Here is a 16,288-nt window from a genome sequence, read left to right on the forward strand (position 1 = left end):
GCATTATCTCTGCCAACGGCGCTTTTGGTTCCCACATTTTACGTCCCACAATATACAGGTTTATCTGTGAAGGCAACGCGTGGAAACATTGTTCAAGCGAAATCCAGTCCACCAACTCGTTAGCCAGTTCCGGTAACTCTGCAAAATATTTATCCAAAGTCTTGGCATACAAATGCGACCCGTAGGTCATCTCAAAATCGCTGAGGTACCAGCCCCAAATACCTATCTTCCGTTCAGTTTTGGCAATTTGTTCTGCCCGTGCGTCATTATACCAACGCTCAATTGCAATTGCCACTTCCTTAGGTGCATACTTCTCGTCTTCAATGCCATCATACAAACCTGGGTTGAACCATGTGTCACAGGTAACTTTTACCTTAGGATTATACTTTTGGTACTCGCGATATATAAAGGACGTTGCTTCTAACGGTGTATGGAAACCGCGCTCATGCCCTTCATCCACCCAGTGAGTAATAATGTGGTCAATTTTTGTGCCATAACGCCGAGCTAACTCGCGATAAAACTCTTCCCGCAAAGGGCGAGTATTGGGATCAGCCCACTTGTATCCATCTGCCGGTGATCCCCAAATATATTGACTCACCGACAGTCCTGCTGCGTGTGCAGCGTCGGAAAGCGTGTATAAAACTTGCTGGATTTCCTCAATTGTCTTACCCTGTGCACCACCGCGATAACCGCCAAGCCATGAACCGCTGGACGCGTTATAGATGATTAGTTCCATCAACTGTACCGAGTTGAACCCGCAGTTCTTTAAGTATACCGGATATTGTTCTAAACGCGTTTTCTCCCAGTTCTCGTAATTAACCTTTGACTCCGGTCCCTGGACACGCCCGGTGGGACACAACGTCGCTTCACGCCCGCGGAAGAACGGTTGACGGAAAATATTTATGAGCGGACAGCTTACAGTCCAAATGTTTCTATTGTCATCAATCTCGCAGACTACCTTGCTTAGCAAATAAGCCGCCCCGGCATCCGTTCCCTCAACCGTCTTACCTACGATAAGCACCAGTGGAGAGCCTTTCCACAAACGGGCCGTTATCACATGAGCTTCATCCCTCGCATCTTCCAGCTTGGAGAGATCCAGCCCGATTTCCTTTGCCAACGGGCAATTAGTTTCCGTCTCAAACGCTATCACCGCTCCTTTGACAGGAAACTCCGGTTTTTTGCCGTCTTTGGATTTCACCACCTCTTGACCGCGCTCCCTGAAAAACGTATCCCACAGTCTCGCTGCACGCATCAAAACCGTGTCTTCCCCAGCAGGATACAACACTGGCGCGACACTGTTCTTTGTGGATAATATCAACATCGTCTTATACTCCATTGTTTTCACAACCTAATTTTATCAGAATTCTTTTTTAGGAACGCGGAGAACAAACTTTCTTCTTCATCGAGGTCAACAAGCGTTGTTTTATCCCCAGCTTTTATTTGTGCTTTATTCTTGGCGGTAACCTGTTTATCAACAGGCTTCTGTTTTTTTGTAATAAACGACGCGATATCTGACCATGTACCCCCGTGGAGTTTCACCTGTCGGCCTAACCCGTTATCGTTGGTTATAACAATAACCTCCTGCCATTTGCGGGCAGCAACGATTTCTTTAAGTTTTTTGATTATTATATCATCCGCTTTAGTTTCAAAACTGTATAATACGTGGACATTAGCAAATCCGTGTTTATTATGTTCATACCTAGGCGCGCCGTCAAACACGATAGTTACCGTGTTATTATCACTCCCTTGTGGTTTACGGGAAATCATGTACTCTATTAACTCCTCACGTGAACCAACCCCGAGTAAATGAAGAATATTATTGCCATCGAGAATGTAGTGCAGGCTCATGTTAACACTTCCTCCGTTATGCACGTACCTGTAATCATTATATAACACCTTCAGCTGCCAAAAGCCATTTCCACAAAGGCACTATCTTCACCGTATACCCGTTCAACTTTTCTTCGCCTTCCGTCGTGTCCGTGATGATAACCGCATCTGCAACATTGAGTTCTTTCATAGCTTTTTGGAGGCTGCGCAATTCCCGCGTCTTTGTCTTCTCATCCTGTATATTCCAGCATACTTGAATCAACCTCGTTACTTTCAACCCGTCTTTAATAACAAAATCTACCTCGCGGTGAAGCACATCTTTCCAGTAAAAAAGTTCTATTTGAGGATCAAGTATTTGTTTACGTTTCAACGCCAAGAACACGACGTTCTCCGCAAGCCTTCCTATATTCTCAGAAAACCTGAACCCGAGTGAATTACATAATCCTGTATCAACCGCATAAATTTTACGCGGGCTATTCTCCTGTTCTTTTACTTTGAAAGAGAACCGTTTAAGCAAGAATGTAAGATACACATCTTCAAAATACCCGGAGAACCGTTCAACCGTGCTTGTATGCACTTGCAAAAACTTTGCAGCGGACGCAAAAGTTATGAGGTTACCCGCGTTACTCAAATAATACTTTATCAACGCTTTCATCACCGGCATTTTTCTGACACGGAACCTTTTAAGAAGGTCTTTGGTCAGAATATCATCAAAATAACTTTGCAAAATCTCTGTCTTCTTCACCGATAACGCTACTTCCGGAAACGAACCCGCCTCAATATATTTATGCAGAAGCCCGTCTATCTCTGCTTCTCTGCCAACGCTATCAAAAGAGTTGTGTATTTCCACTTTGTTAAACAGTAAGAACTCTGCAAACGATAACGGTAAAACAGTAATGTCCAGATGCCGTCCTGTAAGCAGCGTCCCTAATTCCCTGCTCAACAAATGCGCATTTGAACCGGAAACAAAAATCCTCGCTTTCTTCAACTCATGCATCGTACGCACCCATTTTTCCCATCCCTCCACTTCCTGGATTTCATCAAGAAAAATATACGGCGTATCCGCGGCAGCTATAAAACCTTTATAAACATCATAGATTTGAGCAAGCAGTTTTGTGTCAAGTGACGTGAACCGTGGGTCTTCAAAATTAACAAAAAGAATATTCTTTCTATTTACTCCTTTATCAGAAAGCCGTCTTGCCATCCGACGCATAAGATACGATTTTCCCGCGCGCCTTGGGCCAGTTATAGTAAGTATCTGCTTAGACCCCGTAACAAGGGCTTCTAATCTGTTAAGATAGGCATTTCTGATAGTGCCAATATCTTGTTGGCCATCCCAATCATTCCAATCTTTCAATATGGCTAATATCTCATTTTTATCCACTTCACGCACTCCTATTATACGAAATTAACGATTTTCGTCTATTACACTGTATAGTATACGTCAAAATGATTGTTTTGTCAAGTTTTACTGTTGATACTTCTGCTGCGATTTCGGGACATACCACCGGACAAAGTTCCACCCGATCCCTGCGGGCGCGAGCTCCACGTTTTGTATACGTTTATGCACTACTGGTAAAGAGTCTGGGTAGTACAGGAAACAGTACGGCTGGTCATCATTGATAATCGCGTGTATCCTGCGATACATTTTCTCGCGTTTCGCAACGTCAAACTCCCTGCGCCCTTTCTCAAGTAAGCGGTCAACTTCAGGATTCGCGTACCCAACAAAATTATACTGCCCTTCTTTCCGCTGTGAACTATGCCATATAGAGTACTGGTCAGGGTCACGGCTAAGGTTCCACCCGAGTATAACAACATCAAACTTTTTTTTGTCAACATACTGATGTATAAACGTACTCCACTCAACAATCCGGATATTAACCTTTATCCCGAGCTTCTGGAGGCATAACTGTACAATCTCGGTCGTGGTAGAACGCAACTTATTCCCCTGGTTGGTCATAATAGTAAACTCAAATGGTTGAAGTTTACCTGTTTTTGCGTATAGCTCAGCATTCTCGAGTATCCCGTCGTTATTAACATCCTTCCACCCAACCTCTGCAAGTAAACTTTTCGCTTTCTCCGGGTTATACTCATAATCCTTGACTTCAGGATCATACGCCCACATACTTGGCGGGAACGGCCCGGTTGCGGGCTTACCCAGCCCGAGCAGTACACCCTGGATAACCTGTTTTTTATCTAAACCATACGCCAACGCGTGACGGACACGTTTATCCTTGAATAACGGATTCTCAAGGTTATATCCCATATACGTATAACTAAACGACGGATACCGGAACTTATTATATTTTTTGAAATACTCAGGATACGCGTTGTACTGGTCAGGGGTTAACCCCATAGAATCAATTGATTCATTACGTAGTTCAAGAAACTCAACGGACTGGTCTGGGATTACGCGGAAAACGTATTTATTGAAGTAAGGATACACGCGCCCCGTTTGTCCGGGCTTACGGTCTTCAAAATAGTTTGGGTTGTAGGTAAGCACAATCTTTTCATCTGTCTTCCAATCCTTGAAAACATACGGCCCTGTGCCAACAGGCTTGCGGTTAGACGGATGATTATTAAACTCCTCACCCACAGCGTTGCTAAACACGTGTTGCGCAACGATACCCATCCCCCAGGACTCAAGAGCAGGGGCAAAAGGTTCTTTGTACACTACGCGGACAGTATTATCATTAACCGCAGTCACAGACTTTACTAACGCGAAATCCGCACCGTATGGCGTCCGTACTTTAGGATCTATCAACCGGTTGTAAGTATACACCACATCTTTTGCGGTAAACTTCACACCGTCATGCCAATATACGTTTTTGCGCAAGTAGAACGTGATAACCAACCCGTTGGAAGTAACGTCCCACGATTCTGCGAGGTCACCCACGAGTTTAATATCTTTATCATACTTCACAAGCCCGTTGTAGACCAGGTTATTAACCCCTGCGGAAGCAGAATCCGTTGCGAGTAATGGGTTGAGGTAGCTCGCATCACCGATGGTAGATTCGATATAAGTATCCCCGTATGCGGGCACACTTTTTTGTAATGTATCATTACTAACTATTTTATCGTTATCAACACTTTTCCCGCAGGAACACAGGATAAGGGGTATGAGTAATATCAGTCTGCAATGCTTCATTTACTTACTTTTCTAACCCGCTCCGCACTACTGTTGTAATATAATTTGTAAAATACTTTTTTGATACCCGCATAATATCTTCTGATGTAACCTTCTCAAGCGCACTTAAATACTTATCATCATACGCATACCCTCTCCCCGCCATCTCCCACCATCCCAAAAGCCATGCCTGGCTTTTATTCGTTGAATGCGACATAAGATAACTCCCCCGGATATGCTGTTTGGTTTCCTTTAACTCTTTTTCACTTACGGGAACACTACGCAGTTTTTCAATTTCCTTTTCAACCGCCTCTTTTGCTGTATCTACGCGTTTATCATCAAGCCCCAGGTATACCACAAACTGGCTGGTATCCTTCTTCGTTGGGAAGAAACAATTAACTTCATACCCAAGGCTTAATTTATCACGGAGTTCTGTAAATAACCGTGCACTCATCGCACCACCGAGTATACCGTTAATAACCTTGAATACAATATAATCTTCATCCATCGCATTTGGTGCAAGGTATCCGCGCATAACGTATCCTTGTTTAAACTTTTTGGTATATACATTCTCACTGCTATTTTCAATCATATTCACCGGAACAACTTTTGGGAATGAAAGCCCCTCGTTTTTCATCATCTTCGCATAAGTTTGATCTACCAACTTCTGTGTTTCCTCCCAGGAAACATTTCCAACTACTACCAACAACATATTATTAGGAACATACATATTTTTGTGGTAGTTAACCAAATCATCGCGCTTAATCTTTTCCATAACCCCAATCTCTCCGATGGAAGGGTATGAGTACGGATGCCCGGGATACATTAAATTTTGAAGATTATCAAACGCAACATTAAAAATCTCCTCTTCCCTTGACTTAATCGCTGCGATTCCAGCCTTACGCTCTTTCTCGATCTCAGCATCCGGGAATACGGGTTCCGAGATTATCTCATAAAACAACTGCCACATATCTTTGAGTTCCGGTTTTGTGATAACCATATACACTTCCGCATAATCCATCGCGGTATCAGCACCGAATATCGCGCCGGACCCCGAGAATAACTCACCGATTTGTTCCGAAGTTTTAGTTTTTGTCCCTCTGGAGATAATCGCCTGAACAAAATGCGTGATCCCTTTCATATCCTGTGGTTCATAATAATTTCCATTCTTCAAGAACGCGCTTATTGAGACAATAGTATTTGCTGTATTTAATTTATGCACAAGTTTTAAACCGTTAGGGTAAACCTTTTCGTTTATAACACTCTTTTTTTGTCCTGCAGCAGCATATGATTGCTCCGCTGCGGGTATCCCTATTGCCGTAAATGCTGTACTCATAATTACCATAAATATCCACCTTCTAAATACTTTATAACTACAATAATCCTGCATAAGAGTTAATTACTTACCACTCGTTTCCGGGAGATATACCACATAACTCGGCTTTTGTTGAACAAAATACTTATTCGCTACGCGTTTAACATCGTCTAACGTTACTTTCCCGATTTTTATTAGCGCTTCCTTTACTAAACTCAAATCCTTAACTACAACAGCATACCCTATAGTATTGGCCTGCCCGGAATAGGTTTCATTTGAGAACAGCCAGTTATTGGTAGACATCTTCTTCACGCGTTGCAGTTCTTCTGGTGTCACACCCTTTTCCTTTACAATATTCAACTGGTTACACACTTCATCATAAGCAAGCGTCATATTCTTATCATCCCCGCGCATGTTCACTATAAACATCCCGGACCCTTTTTGTGACCAAAACCCGCTGCCGATACCGTACACCAACTGTTTATCTTCACGCAAAACCTTATTGAACCTTGACGCACGCCCGTGGCCGAGTATCATTGCGAGTAATTCCATTGCGTACTGGTCATCTGACTCAATATCCGGCCCAAGCATTGCCACTGCCTGGATAGCAGTCTGCACAGGTTTATGTTTGGAAACAACAAACCTTTCCTTCACCGGTTCGATTAGGTTCAACGTCACGTCCTTAACTTTTTTCCCGGGTAATTTCCCAAATGTACCTTTTGCAAGTTCATACACTTTTTTTGGGTTAACATCACCTACAACTACAAGCGTAACATTATCCCCTGCATACCTTGATTTATAATAATTAACAAGTTCATCCCGGGTAATCGCACTGACGGTTTCACTACTACCGATAACTCTGTAACGGTACAAACTTTGTGTATACAAATTATTTATCAGTTCATCAATCAACGCATTATCGCTGTCATCATCCCTGCGTTTAATTTCTTCAAGTATAACCAACCGTTCACGGTCAAGTTCTTCCGGCGGGAATGACGCGTTATTTGTCATATCCGCCAGTAAATCTACCGCCACTGCCACGTGTTCCGATGGAATGTCGACATAATACACAGTAAATTCATTAGATGTTGCGGCATTCATCCTGCCACCAAGTGATTCAACAGTATAAGATATCTCACCGGTTGAACGGTTCTTCGTTCCCTTAAATAACATATGTTCAAGAAAATGTGAGATCCCATTAATCTTATCGTTCTCATTAACCGCGCCAGTACGTACCCATGCATAGACTGATACCAGAGGTAATGAATGATCTTCCTTCACCATAACTTTAACTTTGTTAGGCAATACAAACTTATCCGTCGGTAAAAACTGTTCTGCAGTACCAGCGGCACTGCGTTTTGTAATACTTGTCATTATTAACGCTCCTATACTAAAAACTAAAACTATTCTCCAATTATTATTCATTATTTTGCGGAGATTATCATATTCACCGCTATGATTGCCAATAATATGCCAAATAAACGTTTTAATATAACATCCGGCACATGTCTCACCACCAACGATCCGAAGTATGCACCGGCTACCATCCCTAAGGTCATCAATAACGCAGCTTTAATATTAACATTCCCCGTGCGATGATAATTGAGTACCGCAAAAAATATCCCTATCGGCAAAAGAAACGTCGCGAGGCTTGTCCCCTGTGCCTGCATTTGCGTAAACTTCCCGAGGTACACCAACCCGGGGATGATAAGTACAGCTCCGCCAACACCAAAAAATCCTTGCATTAATCCCGCAAAAAGGCCGATAAGCGGAAACAGAACGATTTGTGGCATAACTAACTCCTATCTATTTATTTTAAACATGATATCAATAAATATACCTGTTAAGCATTGATTATATAAAACGCAGCGCTAGAATAGATGTGTTATGTTTATATAGGAACCAGGGGAATACCCTGTTTTTATACTATTAACTTACCTTACCCATTCGCAAGTTCGTTGATTAACTCTTTTACTGATACTATTTTGTCACAGCGATGAGCATTTGCTCCAACAAAAACGAAGCCTTTATCAACCTCACCGGTGACAGCATTAACCAGCGCTTCTGCGATACAGTACGGCGACTTACCCGGAACACATGTACGTAAACATTGGTACTGACACCTAAACTTAATCTCACCACGCTCTGATCTCTCAAGGAAACTATTATTAATCGCGCGGCCAGGCATACCAACCGGGCTTTTTATGATAACAATATCTTCAGGTTTACACTCAAGATACTTTTGTTTGAATACCGGTGACGCATCGCATTCGTTGGTACATACAAACCGTGTTGCCATTTGCACTCCGCTTGCGCCAAGTTTCAATACCCGCACAATATCTTCATGAGTATAAATCCCGCCTGCTGCGATGACCGGAATATTTTTTCCGTACTTCTCACCCCACTCCTTTGCCACTTTTACGACATCAACCACAATATCATCAATATTAGGCAACATCCCGGGTTCAAGTTGTTCAAACTTAAATCCCAGATGCCCTCCCGCTAACGGCCCTTCAACGATAAGTGCATCAGGTAAATAATCATGTTTCACCTTCCACATTTTACAGAGAACATGCGCAGCTTTCCCAGATGATACTATAGGCACAGCCTTAGTTTTTGTGTCTTTAACATACTTTGGGAGATTAGTCGGTAATCCCGCACCAGCAAGGATTAAATCTATCTTTGACCTCACCGATTCCTGTACTAAAACTTCGTAGTTAGTCAAAGCCACCATGATATTCACCGCCAATGCGCCTTTACCCTCACTGATTTCACGCGCACGACGGATTTCATAGCGTAATGCCCGGATGTCCGCTTCCTGGAAACCCTTCATACTATTATGACTGGTCCATCCGCCAATCAGCGCCGCAGAGATAGTACCCACACACCCTTCCCTCGCAACCGCACCCGCGAGTGAAGCCAATGATACACGTACACCCATACCGCCTTGAATTATCGGAGGCGATATAACGAGATCACCAATCTTAAGTTCCGGTAGTTTTTCCATTTTTTCACCTTTACTTTATATATAATTCTACCATTAACACATAATACCGCGCTACAGATTGTACTACTAAAAGTAAAATATATACCATATCTCCAGTTTTTTTTCAAGCACAATCTATTACTAAAATACTAACTATTATTATTTCTTACTTTTAAAACTATCCTTCAATTCCGCAGCAGTCATGGTATTAACCACATCATTCACCTCTAACCATCCGCGTTGCGCAGTTGATAAACCTAATCCTAAATATTCCAATTGTTCCAAGCTATGGGCATCGGATCCTATTGTAACCCTCACCCCTAACTCCTTTGCGCGCATACAAAAAATATCGTTAATATCCAGCCTATAGGGATTAGCATTTAGTTCAAGCCAAGTCCCCGTACTTTTTGCGGATACCATAAGTTTTTCCATATCGACATTATACGCTAAACGCTGCCCGAGCAACCTGCCTGTGGGATGCGAGATTGAATTAACGTATTTATTACCCATAGCACCCAATATCCTTGTGGTAATCTGTTCCTCACTTTGCTGGAACCCTGTATGTATCGCAGCAATAACAAACTCGAACTGTTTTAAGACGTCATCAGGATAATCAAGTGTACCATCAGAAAGAATATCTACTTCAGTACCGGAAAAAACACGGATTTTATCACCAATTTTCTCATTGGTTTTATCTATCTCCTTAAGTTTCCTTTCTATATCCTTTACCAACAACCCATTTGCTATACGTAAAGACTTAGAATGATCTGTTATAACCACCCATTTATACCCCAACTTAACAGCTTCCAGCGCAATATCCATCACACTATTTTTTCCGTCACTATACACGGAATGCACATGAAAATCACCTTTTATATCACCGGGTTCCACTAAAACTGGCAGTTTATGAGTCAATGCCGAAATAATTTCACTCCTGTTTTCCCGAAGTACCGGCGAAATATAATCCATACCTAACGCTTTATAAACATCATCCTCATTCTTAGCTGCGAGTTTAACACTCTTATTCCCTGCTTTGAACAACCCGTATTCGTTCAAAGTAAACCCGTTCTTCACTGCGTATTCACGAAGTACAACATTATGTTCCTTTGACCCGGTGAAGTATTGTAATGCCGCACCAAAACTGTCCAATCCCACCATCCTTAAATCCATCTGAACATTATTGGACGTTAAAACACTAACCTTTGTATCCCCGGTTGCGATAACACTTTTTACTACCGGTAACGCAGTGAACACATCAACCACATCCTTACTTCTTCCTTGTTCTACCGAACACAAAATATCAATATCCCCAATAGTTTCCTTGCGCCTGCGTAATGACCCTGCGTATTCCACCTTAAGGACAGCATCAATATTACTCAATACTTTTACTACCTGCTCAGCTAATTCTAACGCATCAGATAATAATAACCGTTTCCCCGCATCCTTCCGCAACTCAATCCCCTGCAAAATATTACTCACCATCTTCTCTTTGAACCCGGGAAAACCATCAAATTTTTTATTCTTCAACGCATTATACAACTCATCAACTGACTGGATTCCGAGTTTATCATAAACCAATTTCGTGCGTTTTGGACCCATCCCAGGAATCTTCAGGATTTCCAGTAACCCTGCAGGAACTTTATTGGTGAGCTCATCGATATACCCTACCCGTCCGGTATTAAGGTATTCCATTATTTTGTCAGCAATTCCTTTACCGATACCATCGAGTTTTAGCAACTCCTTCTCTCCGCCTTTAGCAACCTCCGCGATATCTTCCGGTAGGTCAGTAACTTTTTGTGCTGCTACTGCATACGCCTTGATTTTAAACTTATTCTCATTCAATAACTGCAGGAGAGCAGATATTTCGTTCAAAACTTCAGTAACTTCACTGTTTTTCATTTAAGACCTAATACACCACAGCACCGAGATACCCTACTACGACGTCATAATCATGGGTTACATCCCCGCTGGTAGCGTGTTTCACGATTTCCACGTTCTTCGCTCCCATCTTCTTTGCAGTAATCAGCATAGCTGCAACGGGCCCGCTGCCACACATTGATATTTCATTATCCTCAATAACTTCAAGCATTTTTTTTGGATTCATTTTTGTTATTTGCTCAATTGCGAGTTTATCCTTTTCCTCGGCAACCTTTTGAGTTACATGATGGCTCATGTCAGTAGAAGCAATCACCACAACTTTTTTGGAAGTTGCTGCTATAACATCAGCAATTGCGTTGCCAATATCGTCGCATACATCAAAACTATAATCATAAAACGAAATTGGCACTATTTTTGACTCCGTAAACATATATTTGATAAAAGGCAACAGGACTTCTATAGAATGCTCCTGTAAATGCGCTAGTTTATCAGCTTTCAATACTCCTGCGCAAGCAAGTAATTTATCCGCAAACACTTCATCTGTTTGCACAATACCCGACGGTGTATCCCATCCGCCTTCCGGCAAAATACTTACGCTTTCCCCTAGCCCGGTATGGTTGGGTGATAGAATAACGAACGTTTCAGGCGGTTCAATCCCGCTGAAAACTTCACCCATAATTTTCCCGGAAAACATCCATCCCGCATGAGGAATAATACATCCTATCACTTCCCTCTTTTTTGCGTCGGGAATAATATAATTCTTAACCGCACCTTTTACTGAAGGATACCAACTTCCGGCATACATTGCTTTCCTTATAAATCCTGCCATTACAATACCCTCCGTGCAATCAATTTGTTTATGCTAATCATTCTCAAATTCAGCCATGTGTCCAACCATATTTTTCACTACTTCCCTCGCTGACCGTAACGGTTCCGGTAAACGGTTTTTTTTGCAGCAACGTATAACCATATCCGACGCAAGTTCAAGAGTAACCATATTACCCGCAGAAACATATATGGGTTTAGTTTTATCTTTAGCCGTAAGCGCGTATCCTATCACCTGACCTACAGCATCTTTGATAAATGTATACCCGCCTTTAACCGGTGGCGGATCTTCTGCCTCACCGAACAACAACTTATTCGCGCATCCGATGGTCGGTATTCCACCTAGAATCCCGAGATGCGTAGCGATACCCATAGCCCGTGGATGCGCGTATCCATGCCCATGAACAAATGTTATTTCAGGCACAGTTTCCAACTTCTGCATACATTCAATAATAACAGGCAGATGCGCAAATGCAAGGAATTCAGCACTATACGGCGTCATCCAGTCAAACTCGCGGATAATAACCTGATGTTCCGCAATCACCATTCCTTTTGCATAGTCCAAAACTACCACTCCACCGGCAATCAGTAAACGTTCTGTCTGTACTACGCACGCATACGTTCCACCGATAAAATTAATTTCTTCGGGAGTACTGAATCTATCAAACTTCTGAATTTCAAGCCTCAACCTGTTTTGTACCGCCACAGCGTCGTCAGGTTCAAGATTCCATGAATGACTTTTTTGAAAAATAATGCCCATACTCACAACTCCTGCCGCCATCCGTTTTCTAACAACAACTCATCCGCAACTGACAGTATACTATCATATTCTTCCTGTGTTAACCTCCGCTGCAATTCTGTATATGCTTCAGCCTTATACGCAGGATGGTACTGTGCCATCAGACTTATGTACATTTTTGGAGACAACTCTTCCGCAATAAATTTTAGCGCGGCTTCAGAATTTCCCTGATTTCCCGGTAAAACTAAATGCCGGACAATCATTCCCCGCATTACATTACCGCTGCTATCCAGTTTAAGACTGTCTCCTACCTGGCGATACATCTCTTTCAACACAAGCTTATTATTCTCAACATAATTATTTACACCGGAATACTTACCCGCCAAAACATTGTCTGTATACTTTATATCCGGCAGATAAACATCAACAATATTTTCAAGAAGTTTTATTACCTTAACTGAATCATACCCGCTGGTGTTATAAACCAATGGCACCCGTAACCCTTTTTCCCGCGCAAGTACCAGAGCCTCAACCATCTGCGCAGTTACGTGTGTGGGGGTAACCAAATTAATATTATGCACCCCGCGTCCCTGGAGTTCAACCATATACTTTGCTAACTCATCAGATGTAACTTTTTTACCGTTACCCATTTGGCTTATAGGATAATTTTGACAGAAAACACAATGTAGGTTGCAGTTTGTAAAGAACACAGTCCCTGACCCTTTGACACCAGAAACCGGCGGTTCTTCACCGGTATGAACGTTATAACTTGACACAGCAGCATTACGCCCTGACCGACAAACACCGTGTTCATCTTTTAAACGATTGACCCCGCACTTTCTTGGGCATAACTCACAATGTTCCATATACGCCATCAATCTATCACGCACTTGTTTTAGGTCAGATAAAGATATCCGCAGATACGATGGACGGTATTGTTTCTTGAAAGACGCGTTACCTTGCTGTGTTTTCACTATTGTTACCGCCACGTTTTCTGTATTGTTGCATAGCATAACTCACAATATAATACGAAACAACGAACAAAATAATCGCATTAACAAAACTTCCAATCACCAGCTGCCAGCTCATATCTAATAAGCCAGAAAAACTTTTTGGTATAACAAACCCCTGACTGTTCCCGGGTTTGATAACCAATGTTCCAACCCAGTAGTTGAACCCATAAACAAATATCCCGGTGAACGGGTTCACCAGTAACGTTCCTGCGTAAGTGGATACTGGATTAATTTTTAATACCGGGCATAACGCCAGCGCAGCTACCATCCCAATACCAAATGTCGGTAGGACGGAAAGAAATAATCCAATCGCAAACCCCAGCGCGATCCCGTGCACAGAATCGTTTAATACCAAAACTTTCCGAACATTTTCTTTTACAGTATCCCATAACGGTTTGTTCATATTCTGTTTTTGTTAAATACTATTTTTAAAACGGCCTAATATTTATAGACTTAACAGCCATCGCCCATATCGTCGATAGTATTATGACGCCAACAATTGTGATCAACAAAAATAATGCGGTAATAACTGCAGCGGGAATACTTATTACCCCTACTGCACGCAGATATGATACTCCGTGTATGCTACTTATGCTGATCAATTGCAGGTTTATCATCCAAAGTATCAAACATAACATCAGTATCATAAATAATAACACCCCATACCCCGATGGAACCATTAAAGAGATAAATCCTGCTGGAATACTAAACACCAGCGGGAACGTTGAAAACATAACAGCGTTGAACATCCCGACTGCTTTACCTTTGCCATTAAGAATTTCAGCGGTAAAATTCAGGATTAACGACCATAAAAGAATCAACACTACGGTTACGATATACCTAAACCCCGTGAATGCGGAAATAAACAATACACCTTCTTCGCGATTCATACCTAATACTACCGGAATTGATACCATACTTGTAAATACTGAGAATAACAATAAAAGGAATGCCCATCCACTTAGCTTACTTTTCCCGGCAAGGCTATCAAAAAACGTTTTTGGTATTAAAATAATATCGTACACAAAATCTATGATATTCATATTTGACTCAATTCAATAATACATCTTATATGCAAGCCTAAACCCGTCAACTGCACCGACTTTTTGCAGGACATCATTACGGCTTGACATACTCAACATATCCATAAACTGCTCCCATGGTTCGCTATCCGTCACTACTCTTGGCTCACCCTTAATCCCTGCGAGCGCCGCTGCGATTTGAATTGCATCATCACCACTCCCAAGTTCATCAACCAACCCAACAGATTTTGCTTGTTCACCGGTAAATATTCTGCCATCCGCAAGATTCACAAGTTTATCTTTCTCAATCCCCCGCCCTGTAGATACGGCATTAAGAAACTGGTTGTATGTACTATCAATCATCTCCTGTAAAAGTTTGCGTTCATCTTCAGTCATCTGTCTGGAATAATTACCGATATCCTTCATCTTACCGCTTTTTATGGTATCAATTTTGATCCCTACTTTTTTTAGTAACCCCTCAACATTACCTAATTCCATTATTACTCCGATAGAACCTACCATACTGCCTGGATTAGCAATAATCTTATCTGCCGCACAGGCAACATAATATCCGCCGGAAGCTGAAATATCACCGGTGGATGCCACAACTTTTTTCCCTGCTTTCTTCAATTTTTGCACAGCGCTATATATTTCCTGTACCGCCCCTACTGTCCCGCCTGGTGAGTTTATACGCAAAACCACAGCCTTAATATCAGAACGGTTTTTAAAAGCTTCAATTTTCTTTAGTACCCTCCCTGAATCGTTGGGTGAGAACCCCATATCCCGCGAGTCAAATTGTATAGTACCGTTTATGGTAACCACGCCGATGCCATTATTCCCAGAAAACTGTGCGGCATTAGCAACTCCGCCGGCACTTTTTCCGTCCTTAACTTTGTTTACACTACTTTTATCCCCGGGTTTAAGTATAACCACTAAGCCCAGAATAACAGATACAGCGTAGAGGCCGATTACCAGATAACTAAACACCTTTTTGTCCATTAACTTCCCTTCCTTAACTAAATTATTCCGTAATAACTTTGTATGTTGTAGTACTTAAGATAACACTATCCTTCCTTGCCATTAACTTTGCACGTATACCCACAGCTTCCTTCAACACTTCCTTATAATCAAGTTTATACGTTCCTGAGATACTCTCAAACTTTTTGTTTTTCTCGCGTAACACAACTATATCCTTGACTGTATTTTTACTCATCCGGGAAATCACAAACATTTGCGTTAGCTCAGAGTATCCATATCCTGACTGAAACAATTTTTGGACATACTCAGGCTCCGCACCGAATTCCTTTGAGAGAAGATAACAGTATTTATTCCATACTCGCGGAGGTTCATCCTTTTTTTTGTCATCACTGTACGATAATTCACCTGGCGAAACCACTGCACCGTACTCAAACTCTACTGCATGGATGGTAAACACACACATCCCACAGAGCATCAGTGTGAGTAAACATACAATTGCTGTATCAGCAGATAAAATCTTTTTTATCATAACATCTTAAAATTATACAAGATTTATTATTATAATAGAGAAGTAAATA

The 16,288-nt window shown here is 41.9% G+C and carries 16 protein-coding genes; all 16 read right to left on the reverse strand.

Features of this window, described 5'->3' with window-relative positions; all coding sequences use genetic code 11:
- A partial coding sequence (locus tag WC955_07560) for a hypothetical protein (protein MFA5858908.1) occupies positions 1-1,336 on the reverse strand: 1,336 nt, incomplete at its 3' end.
- A gap of 5 nt (positions 1,337-1,341) precedes the next feature.
- The gene (locus WC955_07565) at positions 1,342-1,848 is read right to left on the reverse strand and encodes an NYN domain-containing protein (GenBank protein MFA5858909.1); all 507 of its coding nucleotides are present in this window, start codon (positions 1,846-1,848) and stop codon (positions 1,342-1,344) included.
- Positions 1,849-1,885: 37 nt separating this feature from the next.
- Positions 1,886-3,211 (reverse strand): ATP-binding protein, encoded by a 1,326-nt coding sequence (locus WC955_07570; GenBank protein MFA5858910.1) that lies wholly within the window; start codon positions 3,209-3,211, stop codon positions 1,886-1,888.
- An 84-nt stretch (positions 3,212-3,295) separates the two neighbouring features.
- Positions 3,296-4,975: a peptide-binding protein gene (locus WC955_07575; GenBank protein ID MFA5858911.1), complete on the reverse strand. Its 1,680-nt coding sequence runs from the start codon at positions 4,973-4,975 to the stop codon at positions 3,296-3,298.
- A gap of 4 nt (positions 4,976-4,979) precedes the next feature.
- Positions 4,980-6,299, reverse strand: coding sequence for a pitrilysin family protein (locus WC955_07580; protein MFA5858912.1), 1,320 nt, complete (start codon positions 6,297-6,299; stop codon positions 4,980-4,982).
- Between the two features lie 54 nt (positions 6,300-6,353).
- Entirely contained in the window at positions 6,354-7,643 is a 1,290-nt protein-coding gene (locus tag WC955_07585) for a pitrilysin family protein (protein ID MFA5858913.1), read from the reverse strand.
- Between the two features lie 50 nt (positions 7,644-7,693).
- Positions 7,694-8,062: a sulfite exporter TauE/SafE family protein gene (locus WC955_07590; protein ID MFA5858914.1), complete on the reverse strand. Its 369-nt coding sequence runs from the start codon at positions 8,060-8,062 to the stop codon at positions 7,694-7,696.
- A 146-nt stretch (positions 8,063-8,208) separates the two neighbouring features.
- Positions 8,209-9,276, reverse strand: a complete 1,068-nt coding sequence (locus WC955_07595; GenBank protein MFA5858915.1) for a nitronate monooxygenase family protein — start codon at positions 9,274-9,276, stop codon at positions 8,209-8,211.
- A gap of 138 nt (positions 9,277-9,414) precedes the next feature.
- A complete protein-coding gene (gene polX / locus WC955_07600; protein MFA5858916.1) occupies positions 9,415-11,154 on the reverse strand; it encodes a DNA polymerase/3'-5' exonuclease PolX in 1,740 nt (579 codons plus the stop codon).
- A 7-nt stretch (positions 11,155-11,161) separates the two neighbouring features.
- A complete protein-coding gene (amrB, locus tag WC955_07605) occupies positions 11,162-11,962 on the reverse strand; it encodes an AmmeMemoRadiSam system protein B (protein MFA5858917.1) in 801 nt (266 codons plus the stop codon).
- A gap of 33 nt (positions 11,963-11,995) precedes the next feature.
- Positions 11,996-12,718, reverse strand: coding sequence for an endonuclease V (locus WC955_07610; GenBank protein ID MFA5858918.1), 723 nt, complete (start codon positions 12,716-12,718; stop codon positions 11,996-11,998).
- Between the two features lie 2 nt (positions 12,719-12,720).
- Entirely contained in the window at positions 12,721-13,671 is a 951-nt protein-coding gene (locus tag WC955_07615; GenBank protein ID MFA5858919.1) for a radical SAM protein, read from the reverse strand.
- Positions 13,652-14,113 (reverse strand): DUF2062 domain-containing protein, encoded by a 462-nt coding sequence (locus WC955_07620; protein ID MFA5858920.1) that lies wholly within the window; start codon positions 14,111-14,113, stop codon positions 13,652-13,654. Before WC955_07620 ends, WC955_07615 begins: the two co-directional genes overlap by 20 nt.
- 25 nt (positions 14,114-14,138) lie before the next feature.
- Positions 14,139-14,753, reverse strand: coding sequence for a YIP1 family protein (locus WC955_07625; protein MFA5858921.1), 615 nt, complete (start codon positions 14,751-14,753; stop codon positions 14,139-14,141).
- A 12-nt stretch (positions 14,754-14,765) separates the two neighbouring features.
- Entirely contained in the window at positions 14,766-15,731 is a 966-nt protein-coding gene (gene sppA / locus WC955_07630; GenBank protein MFA5858922.1) for a signal peptide peptidase SppA, read from the reverse strand.
- A gap of 22 nt (positions 15,732-15,753) precedes the next feature.
- The gene (locus WC955_07635) at positions 15,754-16,239 is read right to left on the reverse strand and encodes a hypothetical protein (GenBank protein MFA5858923.1); all 486 of its coding nucleotides are present in this window, start codon (positions 16,237-16,239) and stop codon (positions 15,754-15,756) included.
- Positions 16,240-16,288: the final 49 nt, after the last annotated feature.

It is taken from the genome of Elusimicrobiota bacterium, from assembly GCA_041658405.1.
Classification (GTDB): Bacteria; Elusimicrobiota; UBA5214; order JBBAAG01; family JBBAAG01; genus JBBAAG01.

Coding starts and splice junctions, on each gene's coding strand:
- WC955_07610 (MFA5858918.1), bottom strand. CDS start 12,718: ATGGGCATTATTTTTCAAAAAAGTCATTCATGGAATCTTGAACCTGAC.
- WC955_07625 (MFA5858921.1), bottom strand. CDS start 14,753: ATGAATATCATAGATTTTGTGTACGATATTATTTTAATACCAAAAACG.
- WC955_07590 (MFA5858914.1), bottom strand. CDS start 8,062: ATGCCACAAATCGTTCTGTTTCCGCTTATCGGCCTTTTTGCGGGATTA.
- WC955_07575 (MFA5858911.1), bottom strand. CDS start 4,975: ATGAAGCATTGCAGACTGATATTACTCATACCCCTTATCCTGTGTTCC.
- polX (MFA5858916.1), bottom strand. CDS start 11,154: ATGAAAAACAGTGAAGTTACTGAAGTTTTGAACGAAATATCTGCTCTC.
- sppA (MFA5858922.1), bottom strand. CDS start 15,731: ATGGACAAAAAGGTGTTTAGTTATCTGGTAATCGGCCTCTACGCTGTA.
- WC955_07635 (MFA5858923.1), bottom strand. CDS start 16,239: ATGATAAAAAAGATTTTATCTGCTGATACAGCAATTGTATGTTTACTC.
- WC955_07595 (MFA5858915.1), bottom strand. CDS start 9,276: ATGGAAAAACTACCGGAACTTAAGATTGGTGATCTCGTTATATCGCCT.
- amrB (MFA5858917.1), bottom strand. CDS start 11,962: ATGGCAGGATTTATAAGGAAAGCAATGTATGCCGGAAGTTGGTATCCT.
- WC955_07620 (MFA5858920.1), bottom strand. CDS start 14,113: ATGAACAAACCGTTATGGGATACTGTAAAAGAAAATGTTCGGAAAGTT.
- WC955_07580 (MFA5858912.1), bottom strand. CDS start 6,299: ATGGTAATTATGAGTACAGCATTTACGGCAATAGGGATACCCGCAGCG.
- WC955_07565 (MFA5858909.1), bottom strand. CDS start 1,848: ATGAGCCTGCACTACATTCTCGATGGCAATAATATTCTTCATTTACTC.
- WC955_07585 (MFA5858913.1), bottom strand. CDS start 7,643: ATGACAAGTATTACAAAACGCAGTGCCGCTGGTACTGCAGAACAGTTT.